Source organism: Paraburkholderia sp. (assembly GCF_035948235.1).
Classification (GTDB): Bacteria; Pseudomonadota; Gammaproteobacteria; order Burkholderiales; family Burkholderiaceae; genus Paraburkholderia.
Window position 1 is genome coordinate 1 of record NZ_DASZJJ010000018.1, and the last position, 15,814, is coordinate 15,814.

General features: G+C 63.1%; 16 protein-coding genes and 1 pseudogene. 8 read left to right on the forward strand and 9 right to left on the reverse strand.

Annotated features, from left to right (window positions below; genetic code table 11):
* Window positions 1-542: 542 nt before the first annotated feature.
* Window positions 543-836 carry a hypothetical protein gene (locus tag VG320_RS01150; RefSeq protein WP_327198350.1) on the reverse strand — a complete coding sequence of 98 codons (294 nt, stop codon included), beginning with the start codon at window positions 834-836 and terminating at the stop codon, window positions 543-545.
* A 192-nt stretch (window positions 837-1,028) separates the two neighbouring features.
* Between VG320_RS01150 and VG320_RS01155 the strand changes: the two genes are divergently transcribed.
* Together VG320_RS01155 and VG320_RS01160 are read left to right on the forward strand one after the other, a co-directional pair.
* The gene (locus tag VG320_RS01155; protein WP_327198351.1) at window positions 1,029-1,793 is read left to right on the forward strand and encodes an SIR2 family NAD-dependent protein deacylase; all 765 of its coding nucleotides are present in this window, start codon (window positions 1,029-1,031) and stop codon (window positions 1,791-1,793) included.
* 76 nt (window positions 1,794-1,869) lie between these two features.
* On the forward strand, window positions 1,870-2,364 hold the full coding sequence (locus VG320_RS01160) for a CinA family protein (protein ID WP_327198352.1): 495 nt from the start codon (window positions 1,870-1,872) through the stop codon (window positions 2,362-2,364).
* Window positions 2,365-2,733: 369 nt separating this feature from the next.
* Here the strand turns inward: VG320_RS01160 and VG320_RS01165 are convergent.
* Window positions 2,734-2,973 (reverse strand): annotated as a pseudogene (locus tag VG320_RS01165) (aspartyl/asparaginyl beta-hydroxylase domain-containing protein); the annotation flags it as partial.
* Between the two features lie 29 nt (window positions 2,974-3,002).
* Complete coding sequence (locus VG320_RS01170) at window positions 3,003-3,983, reverse strand: DMT family transporter (protein ID WP_327198353.1); 981 nt, start codon at window positions 3,981-3,983, stop codon at window positions 3,003-3,005.
* 295 nt (window positions 3,984-4,278) lie between these two features.
* Between VG320_RS01170 and VG320_RS01175 the strand changes: the two genes are divergently transcribed.
* Window positions 4,279-4,500 carry a hypothetical protein gene (locus VG320_RS01175; protein ID WP_327198354.1) on the forward strand — a complete coding sequence of 74 codons (222 nt, stop codon included), beginning with the start codon at window positions 4,279-4,281 and terminating at the stop codon, window positions 4,498-4,500.
* A 113-nt stretch (window positions 4,501-4,613) separates the two neighbouring features.
* Here VG320_RS01175 and VG320_RS01180 read toward each other — a convergent pair whose 3' ends face one another.
* Window positions 4,614-4,898, reverse strand: a complete 285-nt coding sequence (locus VG320_RS01180; RefSeq protein WP_327198355.1) for a hypothetical protein — start codon at window positions 4,896-4,898, stop codon at window positions 4,614-4,616.
* 73 nt (window positions 4,899-4,971) lie between these two features.
* Window positions 4,972-5,772 (reverse strand): Mut7-C RNAse domain-containing protein, encoded by an 801-nt coding sequence (locus VG320_RS01185; protein WP_327198356.1) that lies wholly within the window; start codon window positions 5,770-5,772, stop codon window positions 4,972-4,974.
* Between the two features lie 93 nt (window positions 5,773-5,865).
* Between VG320_RS01185 and VG320_RS01190 the strand changes: the two genes are divergently transcribed.
* Both VG320_RS01190 and VG320_RS01195 read left to right on the forward strand, forming a co-directional pair.
* Window positions 5,866-6,738: an NAD(P)-dependent oxidoreductase gene (locus VG320_RS01190; protein WP_327198357.1), complete on the forward strand. Its 873-nt coding sequence runs from the start codon at window positions 5,866-5,868 to the stop codon at window positions 6,736-6,738.
* Between the two features lie 202 nt (window positions 6,739-6,940).
* Window positions 6,941-7,306, forward strand: coding sequence for a response regulator (locus VG320_RS01195; RefSeq protein ID WP_327198358.1), 366 nt, complete (start codon window positions 6,941-6,943; stop codon window positions 7,304-7,306).
* Between the two features lie 292 nt (window positions 7,307-7,598).
* Here the strand turns inward: VG320_RS01195 and argC are convergent, their stop codons facing one another.
* From argC to VG320_RS01210, 3 genes are all read right to left on the reverse strand, one after another.
* A complete protein-coding gene (gene argC / locus VG320_RS01200; protein ID WP_327198359.1) occupies window positions 7,599-8,546 on the reverse strand; it encodes an N-acetyl-gamma-glutamyl-phosphate reductase in 948 nt (315 codons plus the stop codon).
* 222 nt (window positions 8,547-8,768) lie between these two features.
* A complete protein-coding gene (locus VG320_RS01205) occupies window positions 8,769-9,350 on the reverse strand; it encodes a flavodoxin family protein (RefSeq protein WP_327198360.1) in 582 nt (193 codons plus the stop codon).
* A 205-nt stretch (window positions 9,351-9,555) separates the two neighbouring features.
* Entirely contained in the window at window positions 9,556-10,182 is a 627-nt protein-coding gene (locus tag VG320_RS01210; RefSeq protein ID WP_327198361.1) for a YbhB/YbcL family Raf kinase inhibitor-like protein, read from the reverse strand.
* 255 nt (window positions 10,183-10,437) lie between these two features.
* Here VG320_RS01210 and VG320_RS01215 point away from each other — a divergent pair, with 255 nt between their 5' ends.
* Window positions 10,438-11,139 (forward strand): response regulator transcription factor, encoded by a 702-nt coding sequence (locus tag VG320_RS01215; protein WP_327198362.1) that lies wholly within the window; start codon window positions 10,438-10,440, stop codon window positions 11,137-11,139.
* Window positions 11,140-11,265: 126 nt separating this feature from the next.
* Here VG320_RS01215 and VG320_RS01220 read toward each other — a convergent pair whose 3' ends face one another.
* On the reverse strand, window positions 11,266-11,952 hold the full coding sequence (locus VG320_RS01220) for an orotate phosphoribosyltransferase (protein WP_027820532.1): 687 nt from the start codon (window positions 11,950-11,952) through the stop codon (window positions 11,266-11,268).
* 378 nt (window positions 11,953-12,330) lie between these two features.
* Between VG320_RS01220 and VG320_RS01225 the strand changes: the two genes are divergently transcribed.
* Window positions 12,331-13,638 (forward strand): MFS transporter, encoded by a 1,308-nt coding sequence (locus tag VG320_RS01225; RefSeq protein WP_327198363.1) that lies wholly within the window; start codon window positions 12,331-12,333, stop codon window positions 13,636-13,638.
* A gap of 496 nt (window positions 13,639-14,134) precedes the next feature.
* On the forward strand, window positions 14,135-15,814 hold a 1,680-nt coding region (locus VG320_RS01230), incomplete at its 3' end, for an NADP-dependent malic enzyme (RefSeq protein WP_327198364.1).

The window sequence follows — 15,814 nt, forward strand, 5'->3', positions numbered from 1 at the left end:
CTGAGAAGTTAGCCGCAGAACAACGAGCTTTCGATTTGCTCGAGGTTGAACGGCCCGCGAACTGGTCGCCAGTCGCTCCTCTTGAAATCATGGGGCAGTACGACCCAGACGCTGACGAGCGCTTCGCCGGCGACATTTGAACGGACAGGCAGCCTCGGCTGCCTTTTTCTTCGCCGACCGTTAACCGGAACTAATGGTATCGATGCCGATTTTGAGAAAAATGAGTGCCTGCACACCAGTTTCGTGGCTAGCGAGCCAGAGAGAATTTCATAACGATATGATTTCGTGAGAGTTAACCGAAACTTGTGGCACCCGTTATCCGATACTAATGGTGCTCCCCAAAGAAGATGGTTGAAGGCGCCGGATGAAAATCCGGCGCCTTTTTCTTTGTCGGCGTGTTTTGCGCGCTGCGTATGAGCACGCGCTGAGCCGTTCGACGATGTCAGGCGGGTGAGCCCCTCAGCGCTGGGCTACCAGGCTGCTCACGGGCCCTCAGCTGAAGCCGCAGGCGCAAGAGAACCGCATCGCGATCAACCAGATGCTTATTGCTCGTCGTCGTCATCGTGGTGATGCTTGTACCAGCCGCGATGGCGGCCGTGATCGTGCCAGCGACGATCGTCGTCATCGCCTTCGTCGCGGTAACCATAGCCGTAACCGTAAGCCGGAGCCGCGTAGGCCACCGGCGCCTCCTGATAGACCACAGGCGGCGGCGCGGCATAGACGGGCACCGGCACGCCCAGCATGACGCTCAGGTCCGTGTGGGCAGACGCCTCGCCGGTCGCAAGGGCGCAGGCCAGACCCGCCGACAATATCGAAATTTGCAGTGCGCGCTTCATGGTGATTCCTCGTGTCTCCGAATGGCGCGATCGTAGGCAGTGGAATCGTTCCAGGGTGATACGGCCTGCATGCGGCTGTAACCGGGTGTAAGTCGACGGCGCAACCTTCCCGCCTGCCTCAAGCCTCAGACGCGGCGTCATAATGGCGCGAATCGAATCCAGCCCATCCTCCCGCATCTGAAGGCGTCATTTATGCAACTAACCGAACAAAAGCAAACGTCCTCACAACAACGGCTGCCACGCCTCTACGTGTTCTCCGGCGCCGGGCTTTCAGCGGAAAGCGGTATCTCGACGTTTCGCACCGGCGACGGCATCTGGACCCACACCAGCATCGACGAGGTCTGCAATTACCACACGTGGCGCCGTAACCGGCCTGCCGTGTTCCGCTTCTATAACCAGCGCATCGCCGAATGCGCTGGCGCGCAGCCTAACGATGCGCATCGCCTGCTCGCCCACTGGCAGGACACCTGGGGCACGCAGCGCATGCATCTCATTACCCAGAATATCGATGGCCTGCTGGAGCAGGCCGGTGCGCGTCAGGTGACGCATCTGCACGGCGACATGATTTCGCTGCTTTGCACCGACTGCGAGTACCGTTTCCCGACCGGCGGCGGGGCGCTGGACGCTAACGCCGCATGTCCGTCGTGCGGGCAGGTAGAGAGCGTGAAGCCCGGCGTCGTGTTCTTCAATGAAGCCGCCCCCGAATACGAGACGCTCTGGCGCATCCAGCAAGCCATGAGCGACGACGATATTTTTATCGCCATCGGCACGTCGTTCGAGGTGATTCCGCCCGAACGTCTGCTGCCGCCTTCGCGCTATGGACGCCTCGCCCGCAACATGCTGGTCGATCCGGCGCCGAGCCGTACGGAATTTTTCGGCGTGGTCGAGCAGGAGCCGGCGACGATTGGCTTGCGCAAGCTCGAACCGTCGATCGAACGGATGATGAACGGCGGCTGATACGGCCGGTGGTGTTTACATCGTCTTGATGGCGTGCCGGCCTGATCGCCGCACGCCTTTTTTACGTCCTGTGCCCATGAATATTTCCAGACAGATTGCCGGCTATCTGAAGTCGCGCGAGCTTGTGCTCGCAAGCATCGAAACCTGTACCGCCGGCACGATCACGGCCGCGCTTGCGGATCTGCCGGGCGCGGTGGTGTGCCTGGATGTAGGCATCGTCGCGCATACCCGACGCGCGTTGGCGGAGTTGCCAGGCGCGAGCGTGGCGCTTCAGGCGGACGAACGCGTTACTGAATCGCTCGCGCGTGCATTAGCCGAAGCATTGCTCGTACAGCGCACCGGGCACGCGAGCGTGACGCTGGCGAGTATCGGCTGGTTTGATGCGCAGGAGGCAAGCGCCGCGCATTGTTTCGCGTGGGCGTGCCGGGACGGCGACGCGGTGTTCTCGGCCAACGAGACCGTGCTTTTCTCTGGGCGGCGCGCCGAGGTCCGGCGCTCGATAGTACGACGGGCATTACTGGGCCTGCCGCGTTTCGTCGATTCTGTTTTCGCGCGTGAGCGCGCTGGATGAGCAAAGCAGCAGCAGGGGATTTGCGTTAACCAATTGGGTTTACGAATATCTGTATGTAAACGTAGTAATAGTTAACAAGCCCTGGCAGATCCTGTGGATAACACGGTATTTCTCATTGGTTTCAAGCCGATGCGATCCGCACAGCTATGCGGACAATTTCTGTATCCCAACAGGGCTTCGAGGATAACTTTTTGCTCTTTGGCCGGGCACGCGTAGTTATCAAGAACTGATCCACAGTTCGTCCCGGGGTTATTCCCCAGCTTATTCAGAGCTTGCCGTGGATAACTCGGCATGCCGCGACACTGCGTGGCGCAAAAAAAACGCCGCCCGTAGGCGACGCTTTTCAGATCCGTGGCTGCATTCTCAGCGCTCGTCGTTCGGCGTAATCAGGCCGAGGTGGTAGCGCAGCGATCCTGCAAAAGGATCGCGGTGCGGATTGAGCGAACCGTTCGCGGGCAGCATCGCGAACATCGCTGCTTTAATTGACGGAATGCGCTGGAGGATTTCGATGGTGCGCGGACACAGCGCCGCCGCAGACGGATGCGGATTGTCCGATGCCTGAATGCGGCTTGCTTGCTGAAGCGCGAGCGCCTCTTCGCGTAAGGTCTGTCACGAATAGCTGTCTTTAACAGACAAAATCACGCCGATTCGACGGATTGTTTTGCCGCAATGGTTTGCGCATTGGTTTCTGCATGCGTTTCCCCAGTTTCCCCATTGGCGCGGCTGCGCGAGGCGGGCAATAACTGGCAGGCGAGCAGACCCGCGAGCATCAGCGCACAGCCGACGAGTGCGCGCGTCGAAAGCGTTTCACCCAGCGCCGCCCAACCGGCGATCGCGGCAAACACGCCTTCCATGCTGAAGATCACGGCGGCGTGTGCGGGCGCCGCGTCGCGTTGCGCGACGACCTGAATCGTGTAGCCGACGCCCACCGACATCGCGCCGCCATAAAGAATAGCCGGCGCGGCGCGCGCGATATCGGCCAGACGCAGCGGTTCGAAACCGATCGCGACGGCCAGACAGGCCGCGCCGCAGGCAATGAACTGCACGATCGACAGTGCAAGCGGATCATGGCGCGGTGCGTAGTGGCCCACGAGCATGACCTGGATCGAGATCACGATCGCGCAGCCGAGCTGATACCAGTCGCCGTACATGATCGAAAAATGCTCGTTGATGCTCAGGAGATACAGACCTGCAGCGGCCAGTGCCGCGCCGATCCACGTTCCGGCGCCGGTGCGATGGCGCAGCAGTACGCCGAATATCGGCACGAGCACCACGTAGAGCGAGCTGATGAAACCCGCGTTGGCGATCTTCGTGTAACGCAGACCGACCTGCTGGAGCGAAATCGCCACGGACAGCACGAGGCCGAGCACCACGCCGTCGCGAATCAGGGCGGCATCAAAGCCGCGCGGGGCGTGTGCCGCGCCGCGCGAGCCGCGCCGCGTCGCGAACACGAAGGCCGAAACGATCGCCGCGCCCAGCAGAAAGCGCAGGCCGGTGAAGAGGAACGGGCCGATGGCGTCGAGACTCAGCCGCTGCGCGACGAAGGCGGAGCCCCAGATCATGGCGGCCAGCAGCATCAGCAGATTGGCGCGCAGGTGTTGACGGGAAGTCGGTTTCAAGGGAATTCAGACCGCAATGACGGGGTAAATCGAGGGAATCTGCAGGGGTGAACGAGCTTCAACGAGCGCGAACAAGCGTGCGAAATTTCAGCCGGACACCGATCGTATCCGAATTGAAAGGCAGTTGTCTCCCGGAAAATACACCACCTCGAATGCGGATGACAAAGCGCTAACGCTGCGTGATACTGCTTCGCGCGAAACGGCCGCCCAGATCGGCCAGCGGACCTTTTCGCCGTTTTATGCAAATTCAATTCACAACGTGCCGGTCATATTTGTCAGGTTTGGGGAACAACAGATGAAGAAGATTCTCGCCTCGCTTATCGCAGCCTCCGTCGCACTGATTTCGGTTCAGGCTCTGGCTCAGGACGCATCGGGCGCCGCCGCTACCGCACCGGCAGCCAGCGCACCGGCCAAGGCCAAGAAGCAGCACAAGAAGCTCAAGCATCACGGCAAGCGTGCGGCCGTCTCGGACGCCGCATCGGCAGCCGGCACGAGCGACAAGGGCACGCAGAACTAAAGCGTCCCTGCGATCCGGCCTGATATTGCTGAGATTGCGTCCAGGCCGGCGTAAAAGAAAAAAGCCAGAACGAAGCGATTCGTTCTGGCTTTTTTCGTGGCTTGAAGCACGCGTCAGGACGCGTCTTTCGCCAGGCCCGCTTGCAGCAGTTCGGTCAACAGGCCGGTCAGGCCTTCCGGATGCTGTTCCGCGCGCGTCTTGAGTTGCGCGACGAGATCGGCGTTGAGCTTGCACGCGAACGGCACGAGGCCAGCGGCCTGATCGAGCTTGCGCTGCTCGCGGCGGTCCAGCGCCACAGGCGCCGAGTCTTTGCCGAAGCGCTCGGGGCCGGCTTTGTGGGTCGATTGCATCAGCTTCAGGGCCTTGTTTTTCTCAAGGTCGAACTTTTTCATGGCCATGGATACGGCTCCGGTGTTGGGCAGTGGCGCATTGTACGCAAACGCCTGCGCGCGTCCATCGCCGTGATTGGGGTCAGGGTGCGGCGTCGCCGCTTCGCTCCGGTTGCGTGTCTGGCTGTTCATCTGGCTGTTCGACCAGGGTGTCGATCAGCGCGCGCATGCGGCGCCAGTGCGAGCCTTCCCAGAAAACGCGCGCGCAGATATCGCAGGTGACGAAACGCGAGTGCCGCTCGAACACGCCTTCTGGCACGCGCGCCTGCACTTCGGCGCGTGCAATGCGCCGCAGCGGCGCATTGCAGGTCAAACACAGACGGAACGGCCGCACGCTTGCGGCCAGATCGAGCCGCTCGAACAGCTCGTCGAGCTGCGCGCGCGGCTTGAGCGCGCGCACGTAGCAGCCGTGCGTGATAGTGCGCCGCTTGAGCAGTTCGCGGTCGCGCGTGAGCACGATGCGATGCTCGGTGGACGCGAGCGCTTCGATGGCTGCGTCGGCGAAATGGTTGTCGTAGAGCGTGTCGAAGCCCGCAAGCCGCAGCAACTGCGCAAGGCCGCCCAGATGCGCGTCGGCGATAAAGCGCAATTCGCGCAGCGGGCTCGCGCGCACACGCAACAGGGGCCGGATGTCGAGCGCCTCGAATTTCGGATAGACGGCTACGCGGTCGCCATCAGCGAGCGGATGCTCGAAGCCCACCGATTCGCCGTTCACAAGAATCAGTTCGACCTCGGTGTGCGGCACGCCCAGCGCCTCGATCATGTGCTTGGCCGTCGCATTGGCCGCGCACGGGCAACTGAACGCGCGCCGGCGCAGCGGCCGGGCGAGAAAGTCGTTCAGCTCCTCGTAGAAGCGGAAAGTGGCGGTGACGGCGTTGACCATTCAACCAGTATGGCACCGCACGGCGCGAGGGGCGTCGCTGCAGATGTCGGCGCGCTGTGCTTTACTCGCAGGTCTAACTTCCAGGAGCGTGAGATGGATATCGGATTTATCGGCCTTGGCGAAATGGGCGGCGCGATGGTCGCCAATCTGTTGAAGGCGGGGCATACCGTGCGCATCTGGAACCGCACGCCGGAAAAAGCGCAGGCGCTTGCCGCCGCGGGCGCGCGTGTGGTCGCCACGCCCGCCGAAGCCTTCGCGGGCGATGCCGTGCTGTCCATGCTCGCCGACGATACGGCGCTGCGCGAAGTGATCGACGCCACCTTGCTCGAACACGCGCCGCGCGGCCTCGTGCACGTGAACATGGCGACGATTTCGGTGGCGCTGGCCGAAACGCTCGCGCGCGAACACGCCGAACGTGGCCTGCACTACGTCGCAGCGCCCGTGCTCGGGCGGCCCGATGTGGCGGCGGCGGCAAAGCTCACGATTGTCGCGGCGGGCGCGGCCGAAGCGATCGACCGCGTGCAGCCGCTCTTCGACGCGATTGGCCAGAAGACCTGGCGGATCGGCGCGCTGCCGCAGCAGGCCAACGTGATGAAGCTCGCGGCCAATTTCATGCTGGCGTCGGCGGTGGAAACGCTCGGCGAGGCGTCGGCGCTGCTTGGGGGCCACGGCGTGGCGATGCGCGATTTTCTCGACGTCATCACGAGCGGCATTTTTCCAGGCCCGGTATATGCGGGCTATGGCGGCATGATTGCGGAGGGACGCTACGAGCCGGCGCTGTTCAAGGCGCGGCTGGGCCTGAAGGACGTGCGTCTCGCGCTGGCCGCCGCCGAAGCGGTGTCCACGCCGCTGCCCGTCGCCAGCGTGGTGCGCGGCAGCCTGATCGAAGCCGTGGCGCACGGCGACGGCGAACGCGATTTTGCGGTGCTCGGCAAGGTGGCGGCGCGCCGCGCGGGCCGTGGCTGAGCGACGCTTTCGACAGTTTCGCTATTTCGACCGATCCAGGGTGCGAACGCGGGACTTATGAGGGCTTGTCCACGGTCAAATCGTTCATACGACTGCGTGCTGACACGCGTAGATCGGCGCGGTGCAAGCGGACAATCTGGACACTATGCCGCGCAGCAGGTGCGCGGCATCACTCACGAATCAGCAGCATGGGAGACGGCGAATGGAGATGCGCATCCTGATCGCCGATGACGACGAGAAATCGCTGGCCGGACTCAGTAATTTGCTGGCCGACCTGCAATACGCCACCGCCATCGCGGCAACCCTCGACGATGCGGCCGAAGCCGCGACGCGCTTCGTGCCAGATGTGTTGATCGTCGGGCTTTCGCTTGCCACCGACGGTGACTTCGACGCGCTGGCGCAGCGGCTGCGCGTGGCGTGCGGCGCGCGAGTTCCGCTTCTGATCGCGCTGGGCGGCTGGGGCGAGTCGCAGCATCGCGACGCTGCGCTGGCTGCCGGGTTCGATGTGCATCTGGTGCGGCCCGTGGGACTCGATCAACTGACCTTTATTCTTTCCATGGTGGCGTGACAGCAGTTCACGTCACGCCATGAGCATCCGGGTAATCCTGAGCGCAATTGTGTTGCTTTAACGCAACATAAAGGGTGGATACTACTTTACATGTTGCGACGCACCAAGTAGTTCGCTATACTCCGTTTTGTCTCCTCCATGTCTCCTCTGATATGGATTCAGCCCGCCTAACACTGGCGGGCTTTTTTTCGTCTGTAGGTTTCGCATTGCCGTGACCGGAGGGCGAAAAAGAAAAAGCCCGGCACTGCGAAGCGCCGGGCTTTCTTGTATCCGCGAACGGTTTGTCGGGGTTTTAGCCCTTCAGGCCGGTATCTTCCGCTGCGCCAATCGCCAGGTTCATACACTGGACCGCCGCGCCCGAAGCGCCCTTGCCCAGGTTGTCCAGACGCGCCACGGTGACGAACTGCTCGTCGTTGCCGAACACGAACAGATCGACACGGTTGGTGTCGTTGTTGGCCTGCACGTCGAACGCGTTGTTATCGAGGTTGGCTTCCGCGTTGAACGGCATCACGCGCACGAACTTCTCACCCGCGTAGTACTCGGCGAACAGCGCCACCACGTCTTCGGGCTTCGCGCTGCGCGCGAGTTGCGACGGCGTGTAGTAGGTCGTGACCGCGAGACCCTTGTAGAACGGGCCGACGATCGGCGTGAACACGGGCGCGCCCTTGAGGCCGCCGTGGAACGCCATTTCCGGCAGATGCTTGTGCTTGAGGCCAAGCGCGTAGGGGCGCGGGCTCATGAGCTTCGCGTTGCCGCCGGCTTCGTACTCCGCGATCATCGACTTGCCGCCGCCGCTGTAGCCGGTCAGCGAGTAGCTGTGCGCTGCGAATTCGGGCGCGACGAGGCCGGCCTCGACGAGCGGGCGCATCGCCAGCACGAAGGCGGAGGCGTGGCAGCCCGGCACGGCAATGCGCTTCGAGTTGCGCACTTTTTCGCGCTGGGCTTTGGTCAGTTCGGGCAGGCCGTAGGCCCAGTCCGCATGGGTGCGAAACGCCGTGCTGGCGTCGATCAGCACCGTGCGGTCGTTCTCGACGAGCGAAGCCGACTCGCGCGAGGCGACGTCCGGCAGGCACAGGAAAGTCACGTCCGACGCATTGATGAGACGGCGGCGTTCCTCGACGTCCTTGCGCTTCGCCTCGTCGATCCGCAGGATCTCGACGTCGGCGCGCTGCGACAGGTATTCAAAAATCTTCAGGCCGGTCGTGCCTTCCTGTCCGTCGACAAAAACTTTCGTGCTCATCTCGTTTCCTCTGAAACGCGGGGATTGCGGGCGCCGCCCGCCGCACAGGTCAACTGTGTGCGGCGATCACCGATACGGCGCGGGAACGGTATTTTAAGACCGTATGCTGTCCGGCGTGCGACACGCGCGGGAAAAAAATCAGGCGTTACCCGTACGGATAAGCCCCGGGCAAAACCAGGCGCGGCGCAATCGGTATGAGGGCGCGAAGCCCTCAGCCCAGCATCACGCCGATGCCGCGCGCCCGGCCAGCCAGCGATCCGTGACGGCAGCCACGCGCGCGCCAAAGGCCTTCGCGGTCGCAAGATCTCCGGGCGGCGGCGCTTCTTCCGGCGTGGCGTCGGCGGGCGATTGCGCGAGCAGGCCCGTGAAGCCGCCTACGAAGTTCAGATCGTTGCGCGTGGCGGCCTTGGTGTTAGCCGGCATCATGCCGGTGCCGGTCCAGATCATGCTGTGCTGCATCGAGAGCGTGACGAAGTATTGGATCGTCGAGAACTTGTCGCCGTTCATCGTCGCCGAATTCGTGAAGCCGGCCGCGATCTTGTCCTTCCACTTCTGCGTGAACCAGGCTTTGGAGCTGGCGTCCGCGAACTTCTTGAACTCGGCGGCCGGGCCGCCCATGTAGGTCGGCGCGCCGAACACGATGGCGTCGGCGGCGTCGAGCTCGGCCCAGCCTGCGTCGTCGATTTCGGCGACGGCGATCAGGGTTGCCTGCGCGCCCGCGTCCTGCAGACCGGCAAATACGGCTTCGGCAAGCTTCTTCGTGTGGCCATAGCCACTGTGATATGCGACGACGATTCGGGACATGGAGCACTCCAGCTAGAGGTCGGATGGTCCGGACAGTCCGGGCAGACGAAAGTGCGACGACTGTGCGCGGCGGCGTGCGTGCTGCGCCGTCACATGGTAGCCGCTCTTGCCGATACTTTTTCTGACAGCGTCCACAGGCATTCCGGTGCCCGATGTCATGCGCCTGGCGTGTGTGCCGATTGCAAACATGTGGCGTTACGTCGCGTCAGCGGCCGTAGCTCACCGTGAGTTTCGCACTGCCGAGCGTCGCGTTCGCGATCTCGTGCTCGAACATCGTGGCGGGGCGCCCGGATTCGAGCGCGAGTTTGTCCACCTTGAGCGCGTGGACGGTGATGACGTAGCGATGCGGCTTGCCCGGCGGCGGACACGGGCCGCCATAACCCTCGTCGCCGAAGTCGTTGCGCGCCTCGATCGCGCCCAGTTTGCCGAGTGCGCCCGACGCGCTGGCATTCTCGGGCAGCGTGTTCACATGTGCGGGAATGTCCGCAACGGCCCAGTGCCACCAGCCGCGGCTCGATGCGTCAGGATCGAAGATCGTCACGGCAAAGCTGCGTGTGCCGGCAGGCGCTTTGCGCCAGGTCAATTGCGGAGAGCGATTGGCGCCCGTGCAGCTATCCTGATTAAACACCTGCGATGCAGCGACCTGACCACCGTCGCGAAAATTCGTGCTGCTGACGACAAAGCCGTCCTGCGCCCAGGCCGAAGTGAACACCGAAGTCAACACAACACCGAGCAGGAGGGCAACGACGGCACCGGCAGACTTGCGCGCTCCGACACTAGAACGCGAGCCCGCAGGCGCTGTACGATACAACTTGATGTCGGCAGTCAGCATCGGCTCGTTCTCCTATGTTTGTTAATTATGTTGGACACATTCCTGACGGCTCCAGGCGAATTGTGTCCCAGATCGAATTTCGTTCAATATATCGGTATTAAACGGATAAGTTTCTGGCCCCATAGCAACGGCCTGCACGACGAAATCGGCTATAGTCGCGAGCTTTCCTAAGTATGCGAAAACCGGGTTCCGGGGACACACGGGGCAATCGAAGTCATCAATAACGACGAGCAGGTCTGTCTCCACGGAGGGGTAATGCAGCAGCAGCCAATCAGGGTCGTAGTCGCGGACGATCATCCGGTGATCTTGTTCGGCGCAGAGCATGCGCTCCTGAAGTTTCCGGGCATTCAGGTGGTCGCCCGGGCTCGTCAGTCCACCGAATTGATCAAGGCGTTGCAGACGACGCAGTGCGATGTGCTGGTAACCGATCTGGCGATGCCCGGCGGTCAGTATGGCGACGGATTGCCGCTGATCGGCTATCTGCGCCGCAATTTTCCTGCGGTTCCTATCGTCGTCCTGACGATGCTTGAAAACGCTGCGCTGCTCAAACGCCTGGGGGAACTGGGCGTGATCGCCGTGGTGCACAAATCCGACGATCTGAGCCACATCGGTCTGGCCGTCCAGCACGTCAGCCGCAACCTCGAATATATGAGCCCGCAGGTGAAGCTCGCGTTGGAATCGCTGCGTATGAACAGCGGCGGCAAGATCGACGAAGTGATCCTGTCCAAGCGCGAACTCGAAGTGGTGCGGCTGTTCGTATCGGGCATGACGATCAAGGAAATTTCAGAGAAGCTCAACCGCAGCATCAAGACGATCAGCACGCAGAAAAACACGGCGATGCGCAAGCTCGGTCTCGACCGCGACTCGGAGTTGTTCCAGTACGCGCAGAGCAACGGCCTGCTCAATCTGTCGTCGCATGCGCCGGACGAGGGATTGGGGAGCGAAGTGACGCCCTGAACGCTGCTGGCCCGGGAGGCTCGCGCACAGACGAAAAAAAGGCCATCCGCCGATAAAGCGGATGGCCTTTTTACTGCTGCGGTGAAAGGCGGATGAACGTGTCAGCCGCCCGCCGCGCTCAATGGCTTACTGCGGTGCCGACGTCGCGCCGCCGTGCGCTGCCGACCATTCTGCCGGTGCGTGCAGGAATTTCTCGACTTCGTCGAGCGTCTTCGTTTCGAAGTAGCCCGATTCCTTGGCGACGCGCAGCACGTCCCACCACGTCGCGAGTGCGTGCAGATCGACGTCGATGTCCTTCAGGACCGAGACGCTTTCCTTGAAGATGTTGTAGTGGAACAGCACGAAGCAGTGGTTCACCTGCGCGCCTGCGGTACGCAGCGCGTTGATGAAGTTGATCTTGCTGCGGCTGTCCGTGGTCAGGTCTTCGACGAGCAGGACGCGCTGGCCTTCGGTGAGCAGACCTTCGATCTGCGCGTTGCGGCCAAAGCCCTTCGGCTTCTTGCGCACGTATTGCATCGGCACCATCAGGCGGTCCGACAGCCATGCCGCGAACGGGATGCCTGCGGTTTCGCCGCCGGCGACGGCGTCGATCTGCTCGTAGCCGACGTCGCGCAGGATCGTCGCTTCGGCCATTTCCATCAGGCCGCGGCGCACGCGCGGGTACGAGATCAGCTTGCGGCAGTCGATGTAGACCGGGCTCGCCCAGCCGGAAGTGAAGATGAAGGGCTTTTCCGCGTTGAAGTGCACGGCTTGCACTTCGAGCAGCATTTTCGCGGTTGCGTCCGAGATCGTCTGGCGATCGTTGCCTGTCATGGGCGAATCCTTGGATATGAGTGCGGAGGAGGTGGGCGCAAGGCCCGGTGGCGCTGGCACGGCGAGTCCGGATGTTGTGGATCGGAACCCGCGATGCGCGGTCTGGAGGGCGTCGATCGTCTGAGGTTTGGCTTCAGGCGACCTGCTCGGTCCGGACGGCTTCTCTTGCGCGCGTAGGCCGGTATTTTACCCGACTTGACGGTTGCCGACGAGTCGCTCTGTCAGCGCCCGACACGCTGTGCCGGAGCGTGCGGTAGTGATTTGTAGGGCGCGATCGGGGCGCCCACGTCCGGGGTGGCTGGTTGTGACCGCGCTTATGCGCCAGTAAACTCACGCCGGTTTTCGTCGGGCTCGCGCCCCAGCACAGGATCTTTCGCCATGTCTCCCGCTTCGCCTACCCCTACGCCGCCCGATGACGCCCCCGCCGATACCGCCTTCGCGCCCGCCGCGATCGCCCATACGGACAGCGGTGCTGCGCCGCGCGGCCACGCCTTGCGCGCGCTGGTTGCTTCGGTGCTGGGTTACGCGATGGACGGCTTCGATCTGCTGATGCTCGGTTTCATGCTGCCCGCTATCGGCGCGGATCTGCATCTGAGCGGCGCGCAGTCCGGGGCGCTCGTCACCTGGACGCTCGTGGGAGCGGTGGTCGGCGGCATTGTGTTCGGGCTGCTTTCCGACCGCTTCGGGCGCGTGCGTGTGCTGAGCTGGACGATCCTCGTGTTCGCGGTGTTCACGGGCATGTGCGCGCTCGCGCGCGGCTATACCGATCTGCTGATCTACCGCACGATCGCGGGGATTGGACTGGGCGGCGAGTTCGGCATTGGCATGGCGCTGGTCGCCGAGGCCTGGCCCGCACGGCTGCGCGCGCGGGCGTCGTCGTACGTGGGATTGGGCTGGCAGGTGGGCGTACTCGCGGCGGCGCTGCTCACGCCCTTGCTGTTGCCGGTGATCGGCTGGCGCGGCATGTTTGCGGTCGGGTTGCTGCCCGCCGTGGCGTCGTTCTTCGTGCGGCGGCGCGTGGAAGAGCCTGAGCTTTTTGTCGCACATCGCGAGCGCGTCACGCAGGCCGCACCGCAAGACAAGCCGCGTGCGCTGCGTCTCCTGATTGCCGATGGCCGCACGGCGCGCGCGAGTCTGGGCGTGGCGGTGCTTTGTTCTGTGCAGAACTTTGGCTATTACGGGCTGATGATCTGGCTGCCCGCTTATCTGTCGAAATCCTTTGGCTATTCGCTGACGAAATCGGGCCTCTGGACCGCCGCGACGGTGGCCGGCATGGCCTTCGGCATCTGGCTTTTTGGCGTGGCCGCCGACCGCTTTGGCCGCAGGCCTACGTTCCTGGCCTATCAGGCCGGCGCTGTGGTGATGGTGTTTGTGTACGCGCATCTGAGCACGCCGTTTGCGCTGCTGATTGGCGGCGCGGCGATGGGCGTGTTCGTCAACGGCATGATCGGCGGCTATGGCGCGCTGATTTCCGAGCTTTATCCAACCGCCGCGCGCGCCACCGCGCAGAACGTGCTGTTCAACATCGGGCGGGCAGTGGGCGGCTTCGGGCCGCTCGCGGTCGGCGCGCTGGCCGCGCGCTATTCGTTCACCGCGGCGCTGGGCATGCTGGCCGCGATTTACGTGCTCGACATCCTCGCCACGCTGTTCCTGATCCCCGAGCGTCGCGGCGCGGCGCTCGAATAAGCGCGTCTACGCGGATTACATCGATTGCCGTACATGCGACGGTGCGGCGCAACGCCGCACCAGATGGCCAATCAAGCCGCATCGCCTGCCTCAATCGCGCAACACGCGCGTCATGACGACGCCACAATCGTCTGGGACGCGTGCGCTGCGGTCGGCTTCGCCGCGCGCCGCCCGTGTCGCGAACCGCGCGCATCGTCACACGTCGATTCGATAAAAGCGCCGTACGCCGTCCATATGTCACGTACGCGCTACGCGTTCGCCGCAGGCTCGCGCCATACAGGCCGGCGCTTTCACGGCGAAAGGCATCCAGCACAAATCTCCGGTATCAGTCTTTGACCCAAGTCGCCTCGAACATCACGAGGTGTACACTAATCGCCCCGCTTTTTTGCCGGCGACGTTTCGCCCGTGAACTGCTTTTAGTTGAAACGCGCGCAAATCTGCGGGACTACGAACATAAACATTCCTCTCTCGTCTCTCACGTCTGGCAGGCCCGAAAATGGATGAACAACTGAAGCAAAGCGCGCTCGCTTATCACCAGAATCCGAAGCCCGGCAAGATTTCGGTCACGCCGACCAAACCGCTGTCGAACCAGCTCGACCTTTCGCTCGCGTATTCGCCGGGCGTCGCGGCGGCCTGCGAAGCGATCCACGCCGATCCGCTCGACGCGCAGAAGTACACCTCGCGCGGCAACCTCGTCGGCGTCGTGACCAACGGCACGGCCGTGCTGGGTCTGGGCAATATCGGCCCGCTCGCGGCCAAGCCGGTGATGGAAGGCAAGGGCTGCCTGTTCAAGAAGTTCGCGGGCATCGACGTGTTCGACATCGAGCTCGACGAAAGCGACCCGGACAAGCTGGTCGAAGCCATCGCGATGCTCGAGCCGACGCTCGGCGGCATCAATCTGGAAGACATCAAGGCGCCCGAGTGCTTCTACATCGAGCAGAAGCTGCGCGAGCGCATGAAGATTCCCGTCTTCCACGACGACCAGCACGGCACGGCGATCATCGCTTCGGCGGCCATCCTTAACGGCCTGAAGGTCGTGGGCAAGGATCTGGGCAGCATCAAGCTGGTGTGCTCGGGCGCGGGCGCGGCGGCGATTGCGTGTCTGGACCTGCTGGTGAAGCTGGGCGCGAAGAAGGAAAACATCCTCGTCACGGACTCGAAGGGCGTGATCTATGAAGGTCGCGGCAACCTCGATCCGTCGAAGCAGCGTTACGCGGCCAACACCGACGCGCGCACGCTCGCCGACGCCATCAAGGGCGCCGACGTGTTCCTCGGCTGCTCGAGCGCAGGCGTGCTCAAGGCCGAAATGGTCGTCGACATGGGCACGACGCCGCTGATCCTCGCGCTGGCGAATCCGGAGCCGGAAATCCGCCCGGAAGAAGCCAAGCGCGTGCGCCCGGACGCGATCATCGCCACGGGCCGTTCGGACTATCCGAACCAGGTCAACAACGTGCTGTGCTTCCCGTTCATCTTCCGCGGCGCGCTCGACGTGGGCGCAACCACCATCACGGAAGAGATGAAGCTCGCGTGCGTGCGCGCGATTGCCGAACTCGCGGAAGAAACCGACCAGGGCGACGAAGTCGCGAAGGCCTATGAAGGCCACACGCTCGAATTCGGCCCGGAATATCTGATTCCGAAGCCGTTCGACCCGCGCCTGATCATCAAGATTGCGCCGGCTGTCGCGCAGGCTGCGATGGATTCGGGCGTGGCGACGCGTCCGATCAAGGACATGGACGCGTATCGCGAAGAGCTGGGCGCGACGGTCTATCGCACCGGCATGGTGATGCGTCCGGTGTTCGCGGCGGCCAAGGCCAACAACGCGCGCATCGTGTTCGCGGAAGGCGAAGACGAGCGCGTGCTGCGCGCCGCGCAATTCGTGCTGACGGAAAAGATCGCGCGTCCGATCATCGTCGGCCGTCCGGCGGTGGTGGAAATGCGCCTGAAGAAGATGGGCTCGAAGCTGCGCGCGGGTACCGACTTCGAAATCGTCGATCCGGAAGACGATCCGCGCTTCCAGAAGAGCTGGCAGGCGTATCACGAACTGGGCGCGCGCCAGGGCATCACGCCGGAAGTGGCGAAGGCCTCGATGCGCAAGTTCAACACGCTGATCGGCGCGATCCTCGTGCATCTGGGCGACGCCGACGGCATGGTCTGCGGTCTGCTCAACAGCTTCGAC

Bases quoted from the DNA above. Each gene is read 5' to 3' on its own strand.
- VG320_RS01205 (WP_327198360.1), bottom strand. From the start codon at position 9,350: ATGTCCCGAATCGTCGTCGCATATCACAGTGGCTATGGCCACACGAAG.
- VG320_RS01160 (WP_327198352.1), top strand. From the start codon at position 1,870: ATGAATATTTCCAGACAGATTGCCGGCTATCTGAAGTCGCGCGAGCTT.
- VG320_RS01180 (WP_327198355.1), bottom strand. From the start codon at position 4,898: ATGGCCATGAAAAAGTTCGACCTTGAGAAAAACAAGGCCCTGAAGCTG.
- VG320_RS01190 (WP_327198357.1), top strand. From the start codon at position 5,866: ATGGATATCGGATTTATCGGCCTTGGCGAAATGGGCGGCGCGATGGTC.
- VG320_RS01155 (WP_327198351.1), top strand. From the start codon at position 1,029: ATGCAACTAACCGAACAAAAGCAAACGTCCTCACAACAACGGCTGCCA.
- VG320_RS01225 (WP_327198363.1), top strand. From the start codon at position 12,331: ATGTCTCCCGCTTCGCCTACCCCTACGCCGCCCGATGACGCCCCCGCC.
- argC (WP_327198359.1), bottom strand. From the start codon at position 8,546: ATGAGCACGAAAGTTTTTGTCGACGGACAGGAAGGCACGACCGGCCTG.
- VG320_RS01150 (WP_327198350.1), bottom strand. From the start codon at position 836: ATGAAGCGCGCACTGCAAATTTCGATATTGTCGGCGGGTCTGGCCTGC.
- VG320_RS01185 (WP_327198356.1), bottom strand. From the start codon at position 5,772: ATGGTCAACGCCGTCACCGCCACTTTCCGCTTCTACGAGGAGCTGAAC.
- VG320_RS01175 (WP_327198354.1), top strand. From the start codon at position 4,279: ATGAAGAAGATTCTCGCCTCGCTTATCGCAGCCTCCGTCGCACTGATT.
- VG320_RS01210 (WP_327198361.1), bottom strand. From the start codon at position 10,182: ATGCTGACTGCCGACATCAAGTTGTATCGTACAGCGCCTGCGGGCTCG.
- VG320_RS01195 (WP_327198358.1), top strand. From the start codon at position 6,941: ATGGAGATGCGCATCCTGATCGCCGATGACGACGAGAAATCGCTGGCC.
- VG320_RS01215 (WP_327198362.1), top strand. From the start codon at position 10,438: ATGCAGCAGCAGCCAATCAGGGTCGTAGTCGCGGACGATCATCCGGTG.
- VG320_RS01220 (WP_027820532.1), bottom strand. From the start codon at position 11,952: ATGACAGGCAACGATCGCCAGACGATCTCGGACGCAACCGCGAAAATG.